This is a genomic window from Lachnoanaerobaculum sp. ICM7 (assembly GCF_000287675.1).
Classification (GTDB): domain Bacteria; phylum Bacillota; class Clostridia; order Lachnospirales; family Lachnospiraceae; genus Lachnoanaerobaculum.
Map to the genome: position 1 here is coordinate 30,207 of NZ_ALJL01000021.1, position 21,001 is coordinate 51,207.

The following is a 21,001-nucleotide window of genomic DNA, read 5'->3' on the forward strand; positions in this document are numbered from 1 at the left end:
TATATTATTCTTACATAAAATACAAACTCTAAGATCTCATTACATATCGGGTAAAAGGAATATAAACAGTAGGAATCCCTACAAGATACAAAACCAATAACTATCATTGTTGGCAGTACAGAACATAGACTTAATAGAAAAATAACAACAGATAAATTGTGTTATTTATCTCTATCAGAACCAATTCCAGCTACTAACAGTATCTATTTCTACCAAGAAATAATTTCTTAATAACAATAAAACGACAATTATACCTATATTATTTACAAATTTTATATCCCTTATCTGTCTACGATAGTACCATATGTACAGGATAATTTCAAGCTTTTTTAATATAATTTACATCTATACTACGATATATAAAATAGTATTAAAGTTAAGGTTAGTTATACCTATTTCTCAGCTGTAAACTCTACTAAAATATCATTTTTGAGCGGTATTCCATGGTAAATTCTATTGTTTTTTTTATTTTTATGATTTCAACAAAAATTTATACCGACTTTTTTATAGTTGAAATTTAAAACCAACATGATTTGAATGATTAAAAAACAAAAATATTATGTGGACTTTTCCGGATAATTGTAGCAAGCACAGTAAGTGCGTATGCACTTACGAAAAATTGACTTAATCCTCGCTTTCGCATCGGACTCTTTCAGTCAATTTTTGCTTGTTGGGAAATATCCCCAAACCCCTACATAAATAACTTCGTTGATTTCATTTCCTAAGTAGTTTTTGAAATAGTTTTCGATTCTTTCATTGAAGCTTACTTTCAAAAATGTTATAATCCTCTTGTAACTTATATAACTATTTTATCTCTCTACAGGAGATTTCTGATTTAGAAATATACTATAAAGCAAAACCTGTAAGTCAAGCTTAGCACTTGATTTTACAGGTTTTTTCTTTTGCTATTTTTAGGATTTGGAGGTTTTGACATGGCAAACAGGGTAAGAACTCATGGCATTTATTTAATGCTTTCAGATGATGAACTAAAGGTTTTGGAGAAAAAATATAGGCTGTCCGGTTGTAAAACTTTGCGGCAGTTTATTATGAAATGCATCATAGGCAAGGATATTTTTGTATTGGATATGACAGCTTTTAGGGAACTTTCCGCAAGTATCGGCAGGATAACCGGTAGCATCAATCAGATTGCAAAGCGGGTAAATTCCACCGCAGCTATCTATAAAGATGACATCATTGATATACAAGAGCTGCTAAAAAAGCAGGGGAAAGATATTTACTCTATGCGAAAAAGACTATATGACCTTGGAAATTTAGAAACAATAAATACGGAGGAAATCTGATGGCTGTTACAAAGATTCATTCCATAGAAAAAACTTTGCACTTAGCCCTAAACTACATCATGAATGCTGATAAGACCGATGAAAAATTCCTTATTTCCTCTTTTAACTGTAATCCTAAGCTTGCTCATCTTGAGTTTGAGCAGACGAAAAGAGAATGTAATTCCAAGGCAAAAATATTGGCAAGGCATTTAATTCAATCTTTCGCTCCTGGAGAAACCACTCCTGAGCAGGCACACAAAATAGGTCTTGAACTATGTGAAAAGGTCTTTCAAGGAAAGTATGAGTATGTACTCACTACCCACATAGATAAGGGGCATCTTCATAATCATATTTTATTTAATAATGTAAGTTTTGTAACAGGTAAGGCGTATCAAAGTAACAAAAGAAGTTATCATCAAATCAGAACTGTCAGTGATGAGATTTGTAAAGAAAACGGTTTATCTGTCATTGATGAAAACTATAAAAAATTCAAGAACAGATATTCCACAAACGGTAAAAGCTATATTGAATATATGGAATTTAAGAAAGGCGGTTCTTGGAAAAACAGGCTTCACCTTGCCATTGATAAAGCAATTCTAAAGTCCGGTACTTACGAAGAGTTTTTAAAAGCAATGGAAGATTTAGGATATGAAATTAAGATTGGAAAGTACCTTTCATTCCGCCATAAAGACAAAAAAGACAGCGGCAGATTTACAAGGACAAAGGCAAATGTGCTTGGAGTAGATTATACCAAAGAGCGAATTAAAGAAAGAATTGAAGATCCAACCAAACAGCAGATTTATAATAAAGAACAGCTTTATGACAAACTCTCTTATAAAAAGCCTAGTACTATTGTAAATATAAAGAACAATGAAAAGGTAAAATCCTCAAAAGGTTATGAAGTGTGGGCAGGTAAACATAACATGAAAACAATGGCTTCATCTTTAAACGAAATGAGAAGATATGGCATAAACACCTATGAAGAACTGGAATCAAAATTAAAGAAGGCAGCTTCAGACAGACAACAATTATTAGATCAGATAAAACAAGATGAACAGGAAATGAAATCCATATATTCTGTGATAGAAAATAAAAACACACTTTCTAAAAATCAATTGATCTATGACATGTATATTGAAGATAAAGAAAATATCGCCTTTTATGAAGAATATAAGCCACAGATTATTGCCTATGAAATCGCCTTAAAAGAACTTGAAAAATCAGGATACCATACATTAAGTATTCCGGAACTGTCGAATAAATATGCTGTTTTAGAACAGAAAAAAATTAGCCTTATGAAAGAATATGCCTATCAAAACTTCATGCTCCACGATCTTCAACAAGCAAAGAAAAATACGGATATATACCTTAACAACCATCTGGAAAAATAAAAGAAGGAGGTCGCTCCTACCTGAATTTTGGGTAGAAAGCAATCCCTCCTTCTTATCAATAATAAATACATAGACATTGGTGTGTATTTTTGAAAAAGTATATATAATACGAGGCAAATCTACAATTTTCCCTATTTTCATTAGGGTGTATGAAATTTAAGTTATCTAAACATAAGACGATATTTTTAAGTAGTCTTTAGTTGCTTAATCTTTTCATCTACAGCTTCAATTGCAAATTTATATAAGTCTTCAATATCTGATTCTGTTAGTTTAAGCTTTTTAACATCAATGCCTTCTAAAAAAGTACCATATCCAATTCCTTCCCTGTGTTTTTCTAGGTACTCTATACAATTCTTTTTATGCTTTTCTGACATTTCATCAATTGGGGAAATTTTCTCTACGCCACCACCACTTATCCAAAAACCATCTGGTGCACCTAAAAATTTATATGAACTCTTACTTTCAATCATAATTCTACAAAATGTATCTTTATCCATTTACTAGCCTCCCTATCATCAAATTATACAACCCTTTGCTATAAATAATATTTCTAACAAAAAGATTTATTTCGTGTATATTATAACACAAAAAAAGCATTAATGAGATAGCTTCAGTTAAACATATCCAAAAGCCCGTATCCAAAAGTTTTCTCAAAATATCATTAAGACTTAAAAAAACACAATTACACAAAGGAAAAGTATATTGCAACATCTCACTTATAATATATAAATGATACCACCTAACAGAACTTTGAGGGTGCATTGAATATCTTCTAAGCATTTCTTTTAGGCGAAGAAGTTTTCCTTTTCCTTGTGTTAAATTTTTCTGCAAGCTCTGCTTTTTAATAATACTGTTTTCTTATACTTTGTCCATTTCTATAAGATAATCTTCTCTTCTTTTCCATACAACTAAAGAGATTGTACCTATTATGATATAGTTTACCACCTGATTGGCTAAATCATTATTTAAAAGGGGTATGAAATAAGATTTTTCATTTGTAATAAATCCATGTACTAAAATACAATATACCGTCATTGAGCTGAAAAACGATATAGCTAAATTAAGAATCTTTCCAATCAATACAAATTTATCATGAATGAGCTTAAATAAGACAGAATATAGCACTACAGCCACTATTGCCGCTAATATATCCCAAAAATATACGGCATATCCGGATGAAAACTTGATGGAAAAATAATGGTGAGTATAGTACCAACTTGCTATAAATACTGCAAGCTTATCCATTGCAAATAAGCTTATTTTTACAAATGTTGTTCCTACAAACAGGATAACTACCAAATATAGTATAATTAAGGCTATAAAAATAACAATCATATCATTTCATCCTTTCTACTAAATAATCCTATTTTTCTTATACTATAACGCCCCTCTCCTTTTTTAGCAAATCCTTATTTTAAGTTTAAAAGAGAATCAAAAAAAGACAGGGGAAAGCAGCTTATCAGGCTGCCAATCCCCACACTTTTATCGTTCTACCCCTTTTTCACTTTTCATATTCACTTGTTCTTTTAATCTGCCATCCGTTTTTTCCTTATAATCATTTAGTTTTTTGAGTGCTGAAGGCTTCTCTTTTGTATCTTGAGATTGTCCTCTGGCTTTTAACAGCTTGGCGGAATATACCTTAAAGTTTGTATATTGCTTTCCATTCTTTCCAATACTAAGCTTTTCTTTTCCTGAAAGTGAAACAAAATCCCCTTTTTTAAAGTCCTTTACTGCTTGAACCTGCTCATTATAAGCAAAGCAATTCATAAACTTTACATTCCCCATTCCGTCATTTTGAGCGATAGAAAAACTTGCAACTCTGAAATCCTGTCCCTTATTTGACCTTAGATCCTTTATTTCAACATCTCCGGTAAGATTACCTTTGACATATTGTTTTTCTTGATCATTATTATCTTTCAGACTTGTATTTTCTTTTACTGTATTTTCCTGTGTTTGGTATTGTTCGTTTTCACTTATTTCTTCTTTGCTTTTTTCCTGAATGTCTGCATCTTTTTCTATCTCTTCCTGCTTTATATCTTTCGCTGTCTTGAGGTCTTCATCAATAAAGTCCATAAACCTTTCATCAATCAACCCCATATAAGAGTCATTCATATAGTTTTCATAAGCATTATCAAGTATATCTTCATTGTTTATATCTGTTTCCAGTGATATTATTCCCTTGATAAAATCACTATGATTGTATTCCGCCAAGAATGATAGCGTTTCTTTCATACTTTCAAAGCTGTTATTTTGCATATTTGAAATGCTTTTTAAATCATTTGCATATCTTCCGTTTACCCACTCAAACTTGCCGTTTTCTTTATTTTCTTTAATTCCTGATGCTATAACAAATTGTTCACCTGTAAATAATACTGCCTGATTTTTCTTTACATCTAATACCGTTGTATGTTCTCCCAGTGCCGTTTTAATAATATCCCCTTTTTTTAAGTTCATAAATTCCTCCATTTCTGTCTTTACACTTTATTTTTCTATTAAGATCAAGAAAAGAGTACCCATAAAAGATACTCTCTTCCCATATTTATATATGATATTTTTTATCCGGATCCTACCTTGCCTCCTCAAAGTATTCCAACTGATTTTCCCTTGCACCTGTTTGACTTACTTGCTCCTTATACCCATTTAATTTATCTACTACAGAGTTTCTATCTATTTTATTAAAATCTCCGATACTTTGTACCTTACTGTCTCTAAAGTCTGCATCGTACCTGTCCGCTACACCGTCCAAGTCCGTATCTTTTTCTAACGGATCATAGAAATTTCCCTCATCATCAATTTCAAGCCCCATCACCTCTTTTAACTTTTCTTCATCCACATAGATAAGCTCATTAAAATCCCAAAAACCTATGTTTGCCTTTATCTGCACAAGCTCTCTTCTATCGCTTGCATCAATAGGATCATAGGTGTACTGAAAGCTGTTAACTAAAGTATTATCAACATAAGTGTTTAATTTATAATTGATTAAATCAAGGCTTGTCTGTATTTCATGCTTTTCATCCGGCGTAGTCGTATAAGCAAGCCCTATATCGCTTAAATCAGGAAATAAAGTATCAAAATCTTCTATACTATGATTTTCCTCATACTCCTTATTTAAGAAATGAATCAATTCTTCTTTTACCTCTTCAAGTAATGGATTTTTCCCTTCTGTTACTGCTTCTTTTTGCCCCATATCCAGTAGATTATTTACCTCAGCAAGCCTTAATGTCTTTTCTTTTAGAAGCTGCGCCTGAGGAAATTTCTTCTGAATTTCAAGTTTTACGGTTTCAAGTTGACTTTCAGTATCACTAAGCTTACCTAAAGTTTGCTCCAGCCTCTCAGGCATTTTATCAAGGACATTATCCATTCTCGTTATATTTCCTATACCGTCCGCTCCAAATTCACCATAATGATTCTCTTCGCCTTTTAGATTAAATTTATACTGATTGGAAAAGCTGTCATAGTATGCAAATAAATCAAAGTTTCTGTACTCTCCGATTTTTACTTCTTCCGACTTAAAATCATCCGTCTTTTTTATACTTTTTATCTTGCTTATCAAAAATTCTCCGGCTTGTCTTTTATCCGTATATTTTTTGCCGTCAAGAATAAGAGAGGTGAATTTTGATACTGCTTCTTTATCCGGCTTTTTCTCTGTTTCTATTGAATTTTCTCCTACATTCTCCAAACTTGGCTGAATATATACTGCCTTATCTGTATTTTCTTCTCTATATGGCTCTATACTTTCTATATCTTTTTTCAGGTTTTGTATTTTATTTTTTAAATTTTCTATTTCTTTAGGGTAAACCTTTACCACCTTATCCTCAAGTTTATACAGGTTTGATTTAAAGTTGGACTCAAGCATTTTTAGCTTGGATACCTCGACATCAAGATCCATCTTCTCACGAATTAAAGGATTACCTGTCGCAAGTGCCTTTATTTCAGCATAATTTAATGTAGCCTCATCCACATCTTCTGCAACTCTTACCGGTGTTTTACTTGTCATTATCTGTGAAATATACTTTTGTTTATTTTCAAGTGTTTGGAAAAGATAAGCATCAAAGGTATTTTCAGTTACATATCTGAAGATATAAACATCTTTATTTTCATTTCCCTGTCTTACGATTCTTCCGGCTCTTTGAGAAAGATCCGCAGGTCTCCAAGGGACATCAAGATCGTGAATGGCAATGAGTTTATCTTGTGCATTGGTTCCCGCCCCCATTTTTTGTGTAGAGCCTAAAAGCACACGAATTTCTCCTTTCCTTACCTTATCAAAGATAGCATCCTTTTCCCTGTTGTTGTTTGCATTATGGATAAATTCAATTTCTTCTTTTGGAATTCCCATCATAATAAGTTTGTTCCTAATATCATCATAAATATTAAACTCGCTTGAGGGTGTAGACATATCACAAAAGACAAGCTGTGCCGACTTTTTATCTGCATATTTATCCCATATACTGAAGATATTTTTTACACAAGTATTCACCTTACTGTTCTCATCATCAGGAAGCAGGGGGTTTATAAGCCTCTGATCAAGTGCCATCTTCTTTCCGTCATTAGTAATAAGCAACATATTATCGACAGAGGAATCCACCTGTTTTGCTCGAACCTTATCCGCTCTTTCAGAAAAAGAATCCAATATTTCCTTTTGCTCCTCGCTAGGCTTTGTCTTTATGGTTTCAAAATGTGCATTTGGAACAGGAAGATTTAATACATCCGCTGTTTTTATATCCATAAACTGCTTAACCATGTTCATCAGTTCCGGAAGATTATAAAACTTTGAAAATCTTGTCTTACTTCTATATCCGTTTCCTTCCGGATTAAGTTCTATTGCCGTAACTGTTTCTCCAAAGGTGGATGCCCAAGAGTCAAAATGCTGAAGGTGCATTTTTTTAAGTTTGTCATACTGAAGATACCTTTGCATGGTGTAAAGTTCAGCCATACTGTTGCTAACAGGCGTCCCTGTTGCAAAAACAATTCCCTTACCGCCTGTTATCTCATCCATATATCTGCACTTCATAAGCATATCGGATGACTTTTGTGAATCCGTTGCACTGATTCCTGAAACATTTCTCATTTTTGAAAACAGGTACAGATTTTTATATGAATGGGCTTCATCCACAAAAAGCTTATCAATTCCAAGTTCCTCAAAGGTTACCACATCATCTTTTTTATAATCATCATTAAGTTTCTTTAATTTTGCTTCCAGACTTTTCTTTGTTTTTTCAAGCTGCTTTACACTAAATCTTTGATCCCTGTCTCTTTTATACTCTCCAATAAATTCCACGATCTCATCAATCTGACTTTTAAGTTCATACTCCTGTCTTTCCTTTGAAATCGGAATTTTCTCAAATTGACTATGTCCGATAATCACCGCATCATAGTCCCCTGTGGCAATCCTACTGCAAAATCTTTTCCGCTTGTCCGGTGTAAAGTCCTTTTCTGTAGCACAAAGTATATTGGCTGCCGGATAAAGCTCGTTAAACTCACGCCCGAACTGTTCTACTATATGATTTGGAACTACAAACATGGCTTTAGAACTCATTCCAAGCCTTTTAGACTCCATCGAAATTCCTATCATCTCAAAGGTCTTACCCGCCCCTACTTCATGTGCAAGCAGTGTATTTCCTCCAAAAAGCCCCCTTGCTATTGCATCTTTTTGATGGGGTCTAAGTTCAATTTCAGGGTTTATCCCAGCAAAAGGCAAATGACTTCCGTCATACTCCCTTAATCGAATAGAATTAAATCTTTCATTATATTTTTTCACCAGTCGGTTTCTTCTGTCCGCATCCTCAAAGATCCAATTTTTAAATTCTTCTTTTATAATTTCCTGTTTACTTCGTGCAAGCATGGTTTCTTTCTGATTTAAAACAGATGTTTTCTTTCCGTCCGAATCAATGATCCGGTCATATACTTTTGTATCTCTAAGATTTAGACTATCCTCTATAAGCTTATATGCACTCACTCTGCTTGTTCCATAGGTGAAATTAGCCAGGTCGTTATTTTTATCCGTGCTTTTTCCCTCTACTCTATACTCTCCCGTAAAATCCATATATTTAATATCTATATCCCATCTGTTTGATGCGGAGGTCTTTAACAGATTAAACATAAAGCTCTTATAGTCTTTTTCAGGTATCCATGTAGAACCCATCTTGACAGTTATATCACTTGCTTCAAGAGTTTTCGGCATTACTTCTTCCAGTCTTTTTTTCTGATAATTAAGATCGGATAATTCCTGTTTTAATACTGAAATTTTCTCTGTTATTTCCGATTTATGTGATAATTCTTCCTGATTGGATCTTCCTGCTTCTAATCCCGATTGTAATTCATGAGGCTTATCTAACTCTTCCTCATTCCTTTTAATTTCATAATCTATATTTTTTATATATGCGTCTACTACTTCTATTTTCTCTCTGATATTACCTGATAAGTATTCATCTGCACTGACATAATTTCTTGAAAAATCTCCTAAATCTAAAGCTGATGAAAAAGGAGTAATATCACTTGGCTCAAAACTATCAAGATTTAGGAATATCTCTCCTTTTAAGCCTTCTATCAGCTCTTTTCTTATATTTCCTGTAAGCTCCTCCATATACTCAAGGTTGACATTTCCCTTTTGAGATATGGAAAGGATCAGTGCTTCAGTTAAGTTATCCGTATGTTCTATTACTTCCGCTTTTTTGATGGTTCTTTTGGTAAAAATATCCGACTTGCCGATAAAGTTACCCTCTTTATTAAGGTTTTCCAAGGTGGACACTAAAGAATAGTTGGCATCCTCCTGGAGTAGTCTTTTATTTGCCCTTGAATTAATCAGTCCATACTTACCTGAAAAATCATCATAAAGTTTATTTAATCTGCTCTGTAAGGCTTTTATTTCCTCTTCCGGATAATCTTCCTTTTGATAGGTAATTACTCCTCTTAACGCTTTTTCTATTTCAAGATATGCCCCTATCTTCTCCTCATCAGCTTTATTTAGAAGTACCCTTTGCATAATTGAGTTTTCTCTAAAGTACACCTTATCTTCAATCACTGCATAGGAATAATTCTTAACATTGTCATCAGCCGGAAGTGTTTCTGTTTCAAGTTCTTCGTTTAACTTAGCCTTTTCATAAGTACCTTTTATATTTTTAATTGCATCCTCAAGCTGTTCTTTTATCGGTTTACTTTCATCTGCAATGCAAGAAAGAGTAGTGCCGAACCTGCCCGGTACTTCCTGCATACTGCCAAGTACCATCTGTGGATTATCTACAAAGTATTTGTTATAGGTCAGTCCCTGCCTGTCCTTATCAATCTTAACCCAGTCCTCATCTATCTTTAATAGCCTGTCCCTTTTCTTTAAAAAAATAATATCACTTGTAATCTCTGTACCGGCTTCACCTTTAAATGTATTATTCGGCAGTCTTATTGCTCCCAGAAACTCTGCCCGCTCACTGATATATCTTCTTATATCCTCATTTCTTTTATCCATTGTACCTGATGAGGTTATAAAAGTAATTATTCCTTTGCTACGCACCTTATCCAGTGTTTTAGCAAAAAAATAATCGTGAATAAGAAAGTTATTTTTTTCATACTCACGATCGGATACCCTATACTCTCCAAAGGGTACATTTCCTACAGCTATGTCAAAAAGATTATTTGAAAAAGCAGTCTTTTCAAAGCCTTTTACCTGAATATTTGAATTTGGGTATAGCTTTTTAGCAATCTGTCCACTGATACTGTCAAGTTCTATACCGTAAAACTTTGAGTTTTGCATTGATACGGGTAGATTTCCGATAAATCTTCCCGTTCCCATACTTGGCTCTAAGATATTTCCACTCTCAAATCCCATATCGGATAAAGTATGATAAATAGCATCTATAACTACTTTTGGTGTGTAAAAGGCGGTAAGTGTACTCTCTTTGGCAGCCTCATATTCTGATGTTGATAGGTTTTCTTTTAAGAACATCCTTGCCTCCTGCCACTGACCACCCCGCTCTTCATCAAAAACATCTGAAAGCCCTCCCCAACCTACATACTTGCTTAAAATATCCTGCTCTTCTTTACTTGCATTTCTGTTTTCTTTATCAAGCTGTTTTAGTACCTTTATTGCTTCGATATTGTTTTTTAATCGTTCTGACGGTGGTAGGACTTCATCTTCTCTTGTTATCCTGTAATTGACGGGTAGATTGTTTTTCTTATTCTCTTCTTTTTTATAGGATTCTTCTTGCTTTGGTACTTCACTTAAAGCTTCTTTATTTAAGACAGGTAAAACTTCTTTATATACACTTTTCTCCGGTGATTTTTCTTCTGTGGAAAGTATCTCAAAGTCAAGTTCGTTTTCATTTCTAAATGTCAGGATCTCACTTCCTGTAACAAAGCCGCTAAGATACTCTTCATTATCATCCAATTTTATTGTTTTATAGTTTCCATAATCACTTATTTCTGAAATCAGGTATTCCTTTCCTTGATATCTTACCTGCATACCTTCTTTAAAAATCGGCTCATTTACATTTTCTTGTTCATTTGCCTTTTTAATCTGCTCATTTATATAACCTGTAAGAAGTACATTTCTATGGTTATCATCAAGCAAGTAAGAGAGGTTTTTAAGCATTTCATGATAACTTCCATACTCGATTGCACGATTAGAATTAAGCATATATCCATTGTATCTCAGGTTTTGCTTTATCTGTCTATTTTTCATATCTAAGACAAGTTCTGCTTCATACCCGACTTTCCCGTCTATGCTGTTTGTTATATGCTCCGGTACTTTTAAGTTTCCTTCATCTACAGTCTTTTTAAGCAAAATAAATTCTTCATTTTGAGAGTTATACTGATATCCTCCGGCTTCTTTTTCTTCTTTAAAAGTCAGAGCAGATATAACATCATTCTTAGCCTTAAGCTCTAATACCTTTTCACTTTCTTCTTCAGCTAAATCAACTTGTATTTCACTTTCTTTGTTACTATGGGCAGTATCTTGATATACTTCATTTATTATCTCCTGAGTTGGTGCCGTGTTTCTATAAAGATAGGCAAACTCTCTTTCATTTGCTTCATTACCATCCCCTATATCCACTCTGTAATGTTCTTTTACTTCGCCGTCTACGATATTGTCAAAATAAAACTTTGAATACCCTAACCACTCATCTGTCATTTGCCAATACTTATCTTTGCCTACAGTTTCATTATGTATACTTATTTTTTCATCCAACTCTTTTATTTCATTAAGAAGATCCTTTGTAACAATCATACCTGTATAATCTTTTTCTGTTAGACTTGATTTTTCATGAAATTCCACCACCCAGTAATCATTTGGATTTTGCTCTTTATATGATGTATTTTGATTTAATATATTTTCTTTACTTAAACCCTTTTCTCTTTCTATTTGCAACTCATAGATCTTTTCGGCTTCTTCATAAGATATTTCTCTTTCAACCTGAATTAAAAGAATTTCTTCTTCTCTTTGTATATCAGGATTAATAGCGGTAGCATTTTCTTTATCCGTTATATCCTGTTCTTTTTCCTGATTAAAATACTCTGACTCTATATTTTCTTCTTTTGGTTTTAGCTGTTTTTGTACATCGGACACAACATCCTTATTTTCGTATCGATCATTCTTTATTAAGTCTTTAATCCTTACTGCCACTTGACTCCAGCTAAGCATAAATTCCGGAGAGTTTCCCTTTTTAAGCCCAATTCCCTTAGCATCATGCCATTCACTGCTTCCCATATTTCCTGATAAAGCATGAGTTCTTCCACCTGTGCCGTACTCATTTTTTAAAAATTCCACTTGCTCTGAAAGTGTATGATTTTCTCTAAAAAAATCGGCAATCCGTTTTCCTCCTCCTGAAATACCGCTTCCCCGTCTTAAATTTTCATCTATCTCATCTTCTGTGATAAATTCTTTTATCTTCGGTAGTTCAATAAGACCTGAACTAAATTCCTTCCTTGGTATCTCCAAATCATTTAACCTTTGTAAAATCTCTTCCACCTTATGAAAATGAAATCTTAATATCCCCTTATTTTCCATATAGTCCTGTAAAAATATGCTATATTCTTCTCTAAGCCTATTTCTAAATTCAGGACTTCTAAGCTTTTCTGAAAGTTCTTCGGTTTCGTCAGGAAATCCTTGTTTTTCTGTTCGATCAAGAACCTTTAGGTATTCTTTTTTTAAATCATCTGCAAAATCTCTTTTTAAGTACCACAGCTTTTCGGCAAGTTCTTTTCTTTCATAGGAAAAGGCTTCCGCCACCTCTACATTGGTTGCATATTCACTGCTTTCAATAAGCTCACCTATACGCTTTGAAGCATCAGACCATGATAAAATTTGCATCGGATTTTCTTTTGATGAAATATCATTGGATAAATAGATTCCTTCTTTATCATACCATGCACAAACCTTGTTTCCGCCTACCTCATAACCGTTTCCACCTTTAAAAGTATCTTTAAGAAATCCGGATAATTCTTCTATACTTTTTCCTTTAGAATACTCAGCTAAAACCTTTAATCTTAAATTTTCTTCATTTCCTCCATAAATTAAAACCGTATCTATTTCTTTTTGCTGTAGTGGCAAGTTAAATCTTACCTGACCGCTTTCATTCCCGGCAAAAGAAAAAGAAGTCTTATCGACTTCCCTTTCACTATCTCTGCTGTTTGACTGTATTTTTCTATCTATGCCCAGACTATCTGTTCCAATACCATCCTTGTCAGTGTCATATCGAGATTTTTCTTCAGTCCCGTATATTTCAGAAAATCCTCCGACTTCAGTTCGTTTGTAAGCCCCCAAGCCTCCATCATTTTCGGCTCTTCCTTCTCCAAAAACTCCTGTGCCTGTTCCTCTATATTTAGAAGATGCTCCATCAATGTCCCTCTGTAATACATGCTCTGATACTGATTCTCCCTGTTTTCTTTCAGGAATTTGAGCCTCTCCCTGCCAAATCTGTTCAGCCTGCTCTGATCTATTATCTTTGGCATCTTGATATTCGGTATCAGAACTTCCTCTCCATCTTCCATCTTCTCCAAACTGTAGGTTCCCCCCTGTTTCTCGAACAGGTTCTCCTTGATTATTGGAATGTAGATTTCTTCCTCCAAAAGATATTCCCTGTCCGCCAGTATTACTGTTTCTCTCATCAGCCAAGCCTCCTTTATTTTCTTCTATCTCATTATTTATTGTATCGGTACTTTTTTTAACGGTTTCGTTTACAGTATTATTATAACGCTCCTTGTCGGTCTTTGTCTGCTCCTTTTTCTCTATTTCTTTAAGTTTTTCTCTATCACTTATTTTCTGTATTTCTCTTCCGATAGCTATAAGCATTTCTTTAGAAATTAAAGATATTTCTCCAAGGATGCTGTCAATATCCTGTCCATGTTTAATACCTGATACTGTTTTCAGTTTGCTCTCGTCAACAGAAATACCTATATCCATTTTTTGTGCCAATGAAGTCTTTATGGATTCTGTAATAAATTGCATCAGTTCTACTTTGGTATAACTCTTAAGCGTATCATCCGTCAACATATCAAAGATGGTATATATCCTTTTCCTAACATATAAATCTATAAGTGCAGTTATCTTTTCTTCCTGTGAAAAAAGCAACCTGCTGTTTCTTTCTTTAAAGCTGTCAATCAGTGAATCTATAGCTAAAGTATGCTTCTCAGGTTCATATTTCCACAGTTTTACTTCATTGATCTTATTTCCTATACTGACTGTTTGACTGACATCAAATACATACTTTACCTTTGGTAGTCTCATGCTTAAGTCAAGAATCGGTATTCCCTTTTCTCCTCTTTTTACACTTCTTCCAAGCTTTTTCCAAAAATCATACTCCGCACAGGCAGTTGCTCTCTTGTAGGTACTGTAAATACTTAACTGGTGCATATATGAGTATTTATAGTTATTTCCCATTGTCTTTAGAAAATCTTTGTAGGCATATACATCCCTTCTGATTTCCTCTAAAGAGTGAGATAAAATATCACTGATTTTTTCAGTTGAATATCTTGGCATCTTTTCCTCCTTCTTCTTATTTTCAGTCTCTTCTTGCTTTGCATTTTTTGTAATATTAGCTTTTTCTTTATTCCAATCATAAAACTTGCTTATGCCGTTCATTGCCCTGTCTGCAATATAGTGTATATAGTCCGTACTCCCTCGCTTTTTATACCACTTGTTTCTTTTAAGCCCGCTATTTTCCATAAGGCTGATTGACTTTTCCACATCTGCGGTGTAATAAAGCAACCTCCCAAGCATAAAAAAATCAGCCTCGGACTGGCTGTTAAAATAGTTTTGATAATTCCCATTATATACTTGTCTTAGATCTTCTCCGCTATAGTTAAAGTATCTCCTATTAAAAAGTATGTTTAGAATATCATCTTGTGAAAATCTGTTTTTATAAGCCAAACTGCTTGGACTTAGATTAATCCTGCCGACTTTGGATTCCCCATAATCTATCCTTGGCATATATGTTTGATAAAGCGGCAATAATTCTTGATTGATATTTACTATTTTACTTCTGTCTTTATCCTTTAATATATTCCCAGTTATTGTAAAAAATCTGTCCCTGTCATAAATTTCAAGGTTTTTATATCTTTTTCTCTCTCCCGGTACCTTACCCTTTCCTATAAAATGTAATCCTGTTTTTGACGGAGAGATTTCCGCATAGGTGGAAATCCCTCTTAAAAAGTTAGCTGTCATTGAAGCGGCATTAAAGTCCATACAGTATTCCATTATTTCATCACTTACCTTATCTATATCAATTCCTATATACCCGTCCCCTAAGAAAAATCCCAAGCCAGTTCCTTGATTTTTACATAAAGCATCCATGCAATCCTTGTAACTATGCCAAGTTTTTTTATCATTTGACTTGGCAGGTTTTCCACTTGGCATAATAGGCATTTTTGTGTTTTTTCCATCTCTTACAATGATTTTATAAAGACACCATCTTTTCTCTCGCCTTAATTCATCCGGAATATTTTTATATTTGATAAGGTCAGCTTCTTTCATTATATTTCCATTCCCTTATCCTTTTTTACTGTTTTTTCTCCTTTCCCATTTTCTTCAAGTCTAATCTTTTGCTGATTTTCTTTAAGTGTTTTTAATACTGAAGGTTTTCTTTCCATACTTTTGGGCTTTTTCTCATTGCTTTTTTGAATGTTTGTACCTTGCCTTTCGACTCCATTTCTCACAACTGTTTTTTCACTTGACTTAATGTCTTTATTTTCATTATCCGATTGACTAATCTCTTCCTTATTTCCCTTATTTAATTTTTCCTCATCCTTTTGTATCTCTTTAGATAAGGTATCCAGTTTTTCAAGGCAGTTATTAAGCTTCTTTTGCTGCTCCTTTATGAAACTTTGCATTGAGTTTACAAGTCCCTTTACAATTCCTATTTTCATCTCAACAAACTTTTCCTGTGCTTTGGTAAGGCTGTAGGTAAGCTGATGTTTCATGTTGTCATAAAGATGTTTAATACTTCCTACCGCCTTTTCCTGAAGATTAATAAGAGATTTCCCTACTGCCCTAATATCCTTGGCAATAAGTGAGCTAAGGCTTATATTATCCATTTCATTAAGTCTTTTGATCTCCGCCTTAAGACCTGTTATTTCATCTTTAAGTGCCTTTAACTCTTCAATATTTACATCAAAGTCATTATTTTTTAGCTCTTCTTTAAGCTCCCCGGCAATTTTAAGCTGTGTATCGGTATTTTCTTCTAAAAAGTCGGCTGTTTTTGTATATTCTGCTTTGATCTCATTTATAACTTCCTTTGTCTGTTCTTCCTGTCTTTGAATGTTTTTATTATCGTTCATTTCGTCCTCCTTAAATTCTGTTCTTTATTGTTTTTATACTATTTTTTATAAGATCCATTTTAGTTGCGTAATTCCTGTATAACCTACTTCCCATATAAACCATGCAAACGCAATAGCATTGCTTTTATACTTTTCAAACTCGGCATTTTTAGCACAGTTAAGTCTTTTGGAAAATACATATACCTTTTTTATAGGATATTTTTTTAAATAACTCATACCTTTTTTGTCCCTCCAAAAATGCTAAGCGAAAAAGCATTGCTATTTTTACTTTCGGTACAGATATTTCAAGGGCGTGTTTTAGAAATTTATCCGCACAAAAATAAGGCGGATTGGTTACTATGTCTAAGGTATTTTCCTTAACTGTAAAAAATCCACCTCTCTTTCGCTTCCATACCCTCTGTAACAAATATCCTCCGCTTTTACCCTGTATCCATACTCTTCCAGCACTTTTCCGATATGCCCCTGACCGCAGGCAGTCTCATATATTGTTTCTCTGAAATTTTCTCTTGTTAAAAGCTCCTTTGTTGCTCTTTTATCTGTGGCATAAAAATCCAAGACCTCTCTGTCTTTATCAAGTTTCATCAATGTATCAAACATATATTATCTTCCCTGATACTTGGCAATAGTTTCTTTTATCTTGGTTTCAATACCAGATAAAAATGCTTCATTTGACGATTTTCCCAGTGCTATCTCAGACAGTTTAATTTCCCACTTGGCTGTTGTTTTAGCCGATTTAAAGTTATCCTCCACGATTTCTATAAGAGCTTTTCCTTTTTTCGTTGCAATAAGATTTTTCTTATCTCTTTCTATAAAATCTTTGGAAATCAGATTTTCTATAATGCCTGCTCTTGTTGCGGGTGTTCCAAGTCCCCTTCGCTCAACCTCAGCTCCTTTTTCCAGGGCATCATTACCTGCCGTTTCCATAGCTTTAAGTAAAGTATCCTCTGTAAAATGCTTTGGTGGTGTCGTATATTTTTCTTTTATCTCTTTATCCTTGATTTCAAGTACATCTCCCACATTTAAATCAGGTAATAAAATATCTTCATTTTTCTTTGAGCCGTACTGCTTAAGATATTTTGTAAAACCTTCACCTATAATGACCTTACCGCTTGCCTTAAATTCAAATACATCACCCTGACTTTCATATACCGCAACAATCTTTGTTATGTTTTCAATTAAGGGATAGCCTGCACTTGCATGAATTTTATTTAAGATAAGGTTATATATTTTTCTTTCGCTTTCAGGAATTGTGGACATATCTTCATTTAAAGAACTTACTGTAGGTATAATTGCATGGTGATCTGTTACATTAGCTGAGTTAAAAATAACTTTAATTCTCTCTGTATCAAAGTCATTTTTGCCAAGTATGTTGTTTACTGTATTTATAATCATATCTTCAGATAGATAACGGCTGTCCGTCCTCGGATATGTAATCATCTTCTTTTCATAAAGACTTTGTGCATAGTCAAGTGTCTGTTTTGCTGAAAATCCGAAGTACTTGTTACATTCTCTTTGAAGTGTTGTTAAATCAAACGGCAAGTCAGGCTTTGTAAGCTTTTCCTTTTTCTCCACATTTCTTACTATAATTTTATTTCCTACCACATTTACTAAATCTTCTACAATCTCAAGGCTGTCGATCCTGTCTGTTGAAAGAGTAAAGCCTGTACAATAAAGCTCGCCTGTATAATATTTTTCTTTCTTAAAAGCCGTTATTTCATCATCTCTTTTTACAATCATAGCAAGCGTGGGTGTCTGTACTCTTCCAACAGAATAATTTTGATTATAAATAAGTGAATACAACCTGCTCATGTTCATACCGACAAGCCAATCAGCCTTACTTCTGGCAAGGGCTGATTGATATAGAGCTTCATACTCTTTTCCATCTTTTAACTGCCTAAAGCCTTCTTTTATTGCTACATCTTCCATTGATGAGATCCAAAGCCTTTTGATATTCTTTTTACAACCTGCCTGTTCATACACAAGCCTAAAGATTAACTCTCCCTCACGCCCCGCATCACAAGCATTAATAACCGTTTCAATCTCTTTAGAGTTCATCAGCTTTTTAAGAGTGTTAAACTGACCCCTAGTTGCCCTTACCACTTCGTACTTATACTGTCTAGGGATAATCGGTAAATCCTCCAATCTCCACTTACCGTACTTTTCATCATAAGCTGAAGGACTTGCCATCTGTATCAAATGCCCAACACACCAACTTACAATATATCCACCTCCTTCATAATATCCGTTTTGTCTACCGGTTGCACCGATAACCTTGGCGATACTCATTGCAACACTCGGCTTTTCACATATCACTAAATTCATTTATAAATCCTCCTTTTTTGTATGAAAAAAGGCAATCAGAAGTTATCTGATTGCCTTTTGGTTTTTGGTATTTGATTTTTATATTATTGCCTATTTACAGCTTTTGATTGAATTTCTATCTTCATATTTTTCTTGCAAAGTTTTTGGGGTTACTTCATATAAGCTTCAGAAACTGGGCTTGTCATACAGTTTATAACCTATTGTTAGGGGTTAACAAATATTTTTCTAACCAATCATATTTATTTTTAATAGACTTCTGTATTTCTTCTGTTTCTCTTGTTTTGTTTCTTTCTATATCACATAATTGAAGTGCAGCTTCTATAACATTCATATATTCCATTTGATTCATACCTGATTTCCCGCTATTTAAATAATTTAAATATACGAAACCATCCATATCTCGATACAAAATTTCACCATTAACCATTTTTTGTTCAGTACTCATACGATATTTGGTCTCATTAAATTCAAATAATTTTTCTGCGTATTCAGGATCTATAATAATTCTAGGAAATATCGCTAACTTTGATTCTAGAAAATATGCACGATTCATTGCTGGACCAAACCAAATATTCTTTTCATTATCATAAAATAAATCGCCATACGTAATTGCACCACGAGCAATAAATCCATTCTTTAAAAATTCATACAATACTTTTTCGGTGTTATAGCATGCTATTCCCATTAATTCATACATATCTTTTCGACTATCTTCAATATTATCTTTATAGTCATAGATAATGTATGCACAGTCCGAAAAAACATGTATCTCCCTTTTGTAAACAGTCCATGGATGATTATTATCCAGTTCTTTTTCACGCTCTACCATCCGGCTAAAAACGCTGATAACATTATACCATTCATCAAAATTTATTCTGGTCTGTGAACCTAGGATATCTATGAATATGACTACTACTTTTCTAAATTTTTTCTCCATATACCCACCTCTCGTATGATATATTATATTTTATAAATTCCCTCTAAAACTTCTAATTTGTTAAATACATGTATCAAATACAAGCCACCTATTAACCCCACCACTTTATACTTCTTTATCCGTATATATCATACTATATTAAGCCCAAAAATACACTATATATTCTTTACATTTTTACTCCTCATCTTCATCCTCATAAGCATCTATTGCCATATCATCGACTTCTTCTGGAACCTCTACATTATCCTCTCTTTCATAATCATCCTCAAGCTCATTATAGTCTTCCTCATCCTCACTTTCTTCCTGATTTTTCTTATAAATCTTAAAATAATATCCTGCTCCGACAACTGTCATGACAAGCAATCCTAAAAATATATAAAGCCCTGCTCCTTTACTTTCTTCCTTCTTTTTAGGCTCTTCCTTTACCGGTTCTTCTTTTGTTTCTTCTGTTGGTGGTGGTACCTCTTCTATCTTTTTTACTTCCTCTTTAGGTTTTTCTTTTACTTCTACCATATTTAATAAATCATCTTCACTTACCTCTGTAAGCAGCATGACATTTTGTCCTTCTTCATCATAATTAATGATTAGATGAAAGGTCTTTCCCGACTTTGTTTTAAATGTAATGAACTGTCTGGCATCAGCAAAATATTTGCCACTTTCATCCTCCGTACTTTCTCCATGATGAATAGGATAGTCCTGATTGGCATTATTTACATTTTCTATAAGTTCCGCCTTTGCACTGCCTTCTGCTGTGGGAATACCTTTATTTATACTATCACCTTGGCTGCCTATCTGATTATCACTTGGAGGCTCTTTTGCCTCCAGTTTATTCGGAAAGCGTACTTCCTTTTCTTCTTTATTATCTTTACTTGCTGTTTCCCTAGTCTCCTCAGTTTCTATTTCACTTTCATTAACCTGTGCAAAAATATATGTAGGGTATATATTCCCTATAATAAACATCACGAGTAAGCAAATAACTCCTACCAATCTTTTCACCTTGTTCTTTTTAGATTTCATTTCCTTCATTTGTATCCTCCATGATTTTTTCTCTGTTTTCCTCTACTTCTTTAGAATTTTCCGGCTCTTTCATTTTCTTTTCGCTTTGCCTTTCCTTTTTATACTTTCTCATCATTTCTAAAAACTCATCAAGTGAAATATCAATGCTCCTATATTCTTTTAGAACCTCAACCTGCTCCATTTCCTCCTGCTCTTCTTTAAGTATTTCCTGCCTCAGCCTAAGTTCTTCTATTTTTTCTTCTATCGCTTTTTGATTTTCGATATTCTTTTGATACTTTTTATTCAACTTC

14 protein-coding genes and 1 pseudogene are annotated in these 21,001 nt (G+C 33.7%); 2 read left to right on the plus strand and 13 right to left on the minus strand.

The features are described from left to right. Positions 1-932: 932 nt before the first annotated feature. Both HMPREF1140_RS05255 and HMPREF1140_RS05260 read left to right on the plus strand, forming a co-directional pair. Positions 933-1,301: a plasmid mobilization protein gene (locus HMPREF1140_RS05255; RefSeq protein ID WP_009662915.1), complete on the plus strand. Its 369-nt coding sequence runs from the start codon at positions 933-935 to the stop codon at positions 1,299-1,301. Further along, complete coding sequence (locus HMPREF1140_RS05260; RefSeq protein ID WP_009662893.1) at positions 1,301-2,671, plus strand: relaxase/mobilization nuclease domain-containing protein; 1,371 nt, start codon at positions 1,301-1,303, stop codon at positions 2,669-2,671. The genes HMPREF1140_RS05255 and HMPREF1140_RS05260 overlap by 1 nt, the downstream gene beginning before the upstream one ends. A 185-nt stretch (positions 2,672-2,856) precedes the next feature. Here HMPREF1140_RS05260 and HMPREF1140_RS05265 read toward each other — a convergent pair whose 3' ends face one another. The 13 genes and pseudogenes from HMPREF1140_RS05265 to HMPREF1140_RS05310 form a co-directional block, all read right to left on the minus strand. Beyond that, positions 2,857-3,168, minus strand: coding sequence for a hypothetical protein (locus HMPREF1140_RS05265; RefSeq protein ID WP_009662962.1), 312 nt, complete (start codon positions 3,166-3,168; stop codon positions 2,857-2,859). A gap of 361 nt (positions 3,169-3,529) precedes the next feature. Continuing rightward, the gene (locus HMPREF1140_RS05270) at positions 3,530-4,006 is read right to left on the minus strand and encodes a hypothetical protein (protein ID WP_009662842.1); all 477 of its coding nucleotides are present in this window, start codon (positions 4,004-4,006) and stop codon (positions 3,530-3,532) included. A 147-nt stretch (positions 4,007-4,153) separates the two neighbouring features. After that, positions 4,154-5,125, minus strand: coding sequence for a single-stranded DNA-binding protein (locus tag HMPREF1140_RS05275; RefSeq protein WP_009662958.1), 972 nt, complete (start codon positions 5,123-5,125; stop codon positions 4,154-4,156). Positions 5,126-5,237: 112 nt separating this feature from the next. Then, positions 5,238-12,971 (minus strand): helicase-related protein, encoded by a 7,734-nt coding sequence (locus tag HMPREF1140_RS05280; RefSeq protein ID WP_442852170.1) that lies wholly within the window; start codon positions 12,969-12,971, stop codon positions 5,238-5,240. A gap of 338 nt (positions 12,972-13,309) precedes the next feature. Beyond that, positions 13,310-13,768 (minus strand): TnpV protein, encoded by a 459-nt coding sequence (locus HMPREF1140_RS14125; protein ID WP_442852171.1) that lies wholly within the window; start codon positions 13,766-13,768, stop codon positions 13,310-13,312. Positions 13,769-14,726: 958 nt separating this feature from the next. Then, positions 14,727-15,632 (minus strand): annotated as a pseudogene (locus HMPREF1140_RS14130) (phage NrS-1 polymerase family protein); the annotation flags it as partial. Further along, positions 15,632-16,435 (minus strand): hypothetical protein, encoded by an 804-nt coding sequence (locus HMPREF1140_RS05285; protein ID WP_009662852.1) that lies wholly within the window; start codon positions 16,433-16,435, stop codon positions 15,632-15,634. The gene HMPREF1140_RS05285 and the pseudogene HMPREF1140_RS14130, both read right to left, overlap by 1 nt. Positions 16,436-16,480: 45 nt before the next feature. After that, on the minus strand, positions 16,481-16,651 hold the full coding sequence (locus HMPREF1140_RS13925) for a hypothetical protein (protein ID WP_009662895.1): 171 nt from the start codon (positions 16,649-16,651) through the stop codon (positions 16,481-16,483). Between the two features lie 126 nt (positions 16,652-16,777). Further along, a complete protein-coding gene (locus HMPREF1140_RS13930) occupies positions 16,778-17,032 on the minus strand; it encodes a hypothetical protein (protein WP_009662963.1) in 255 nt (84 codons plus the stop codon). Between the two features lie 3 nt (positions 17,033-17,035). Continuing rightward, positions 17,036-18,757: a DNA topoisomerase 3 gene (locus HMPREF1140_RS05295; protein ID WP_009662899.1), complete on the minus strand. Its 1,722-nt coding sequence runs from the start codon at positions 18,755-18,757 to the stop codon at positions 17,036-17,038. 190 nt (positions 18,758-18,947) lie between these two features. After that, positions 18,948-19,694, minus strand: coding sequence for a hypothetical protein (locus tag HMPREF1140_RS05300; RefSeq protein ID WP_009662952.1), 747 nt, complete (start codon positions 19,692-19,694; stop codon positions 18,948-18,950). A 174-nt stretch (positions 19,695-19,868) separates the two neighbouring features. Further along, positions 19,869-20,720, minus strand: a complete 852-nt coding sequence (locus tag HMPREF1140_RS05305) for a CD1107 family mobile element protein (protein ID WP_009662945.1) — start codon at positions 20,718-20,720, stop codon at positions 19,869-19,871. After that, on the minus strand, positions 20,701-20,997 hold the full coding sequence (locus HMPREF1140_RS05310; protein WP_009662887.1) for a hypothetical protein: 297 nt from the start codon (positions 20,995-20,997) through the stop codon (positions 20,701-20,703). Before HMPREF1140_RS05310 ends, HMPREF1140_RS05305 begins: the two co-directional genes overlap by 20 nt. Positions 20,998-21,001 lie beyond the last annotated feature (4 nt).

Bases quoted from the DNA above. Each gene is read 5' to 3' on its own strand.
- HMPREF1140_RS05255 (WP_009662915.1), top strand. From the start codon at position 933: ATGGCAAACAGGGTAAGAACTCATGGCATTTATTTAATGCTTTCAGAT.
- HMPREF1140_RS05260 (WP_009662893.1), top strand. From the start codon at position 1,301: ATGGCTGTTACAAAGATTCATTCCATAGAAAAAACTTTGCACTTAGCC.
- HMPREF1140_RS05265 (WP_009662962.1), bottom strand. From the start codon at position 3,168: ATGGATAAAGATACATTTTGTAGAATTATGATTGAAAGTAAGAGTTCA.
- HMPREF1140_RS05270 (WP_009662842.1), bottom strand. From the start codon at position 4,006: ATGATTGTTATTTTTATAGCCTTAATTATACTATATTTGGTAGTTATC.
- HMPREF1140_RS05275 (WP_009662958.1), bottom strand. From the start codon at position 5,125: ATGAACTTAAAAAAAGGGGATATTATTAAAACGGCACTGGGAGAACAT.
- HMPREF1140_RS05280 (WP_442852170.1), bottom strand. From the start codon at position 12,971: ATGCAAATTTTATCATGGTCTGATGCTTCAAAGCGTATAGGTGAGCTT.
- HMPREF1140_RS14125 (WP_442852171.1), bottom strand. From the start codon at position 13,768: ATGAGAGAAACAGTAATACTGGCGGACAGGGAATATCTTTTGGAGGAA.
- HMPREF1140_RS05285 (WP_009662852.1), bottom strand. From the start codon at position 16,435: ATGAACGATAATAAAAACATTCAAAGACAGGAAGAACAGACAAAGGAA.
- HMPREF1140_RS13925 (WP_009662895.1), bottom strand. From the start codon at position 16,651: ATGAGTTATTTAAAAAAATATCCTATAAAAAAGGTATATGTATTTTCC.
- HMPREF1140_RS13930 (WP_009662963.1), bottom strand. From the start codon at position 17,032: ATGTTTGATACATTGATGAAACTTGATAAAGACAGAGAGGTCTTGGAT.
- HMPREF1140_RS05295 (WP_009662899.1), bottom strand. From the start codon at position 18,757: ATGAATTTAGTGATATGTGAAAAGCCGAGTGTTGCAATGAGTATCGCC.
- HMPREF1140_RS05300 (WP_009662952.1), bottom strand. From the start codon at position 19,694: ATGGAGAAAAAATTTAGAAAAGTAGTAGTCATATTCATAGATATCCTA.
- HMPREF1140_RS05305 (WP_009662945.1), bottom strand. From the start codon at position 20,720: ATGAAGGAAATGAAATCTAAAAAGAACAAGGTGAAAAGATTGGTAGGA.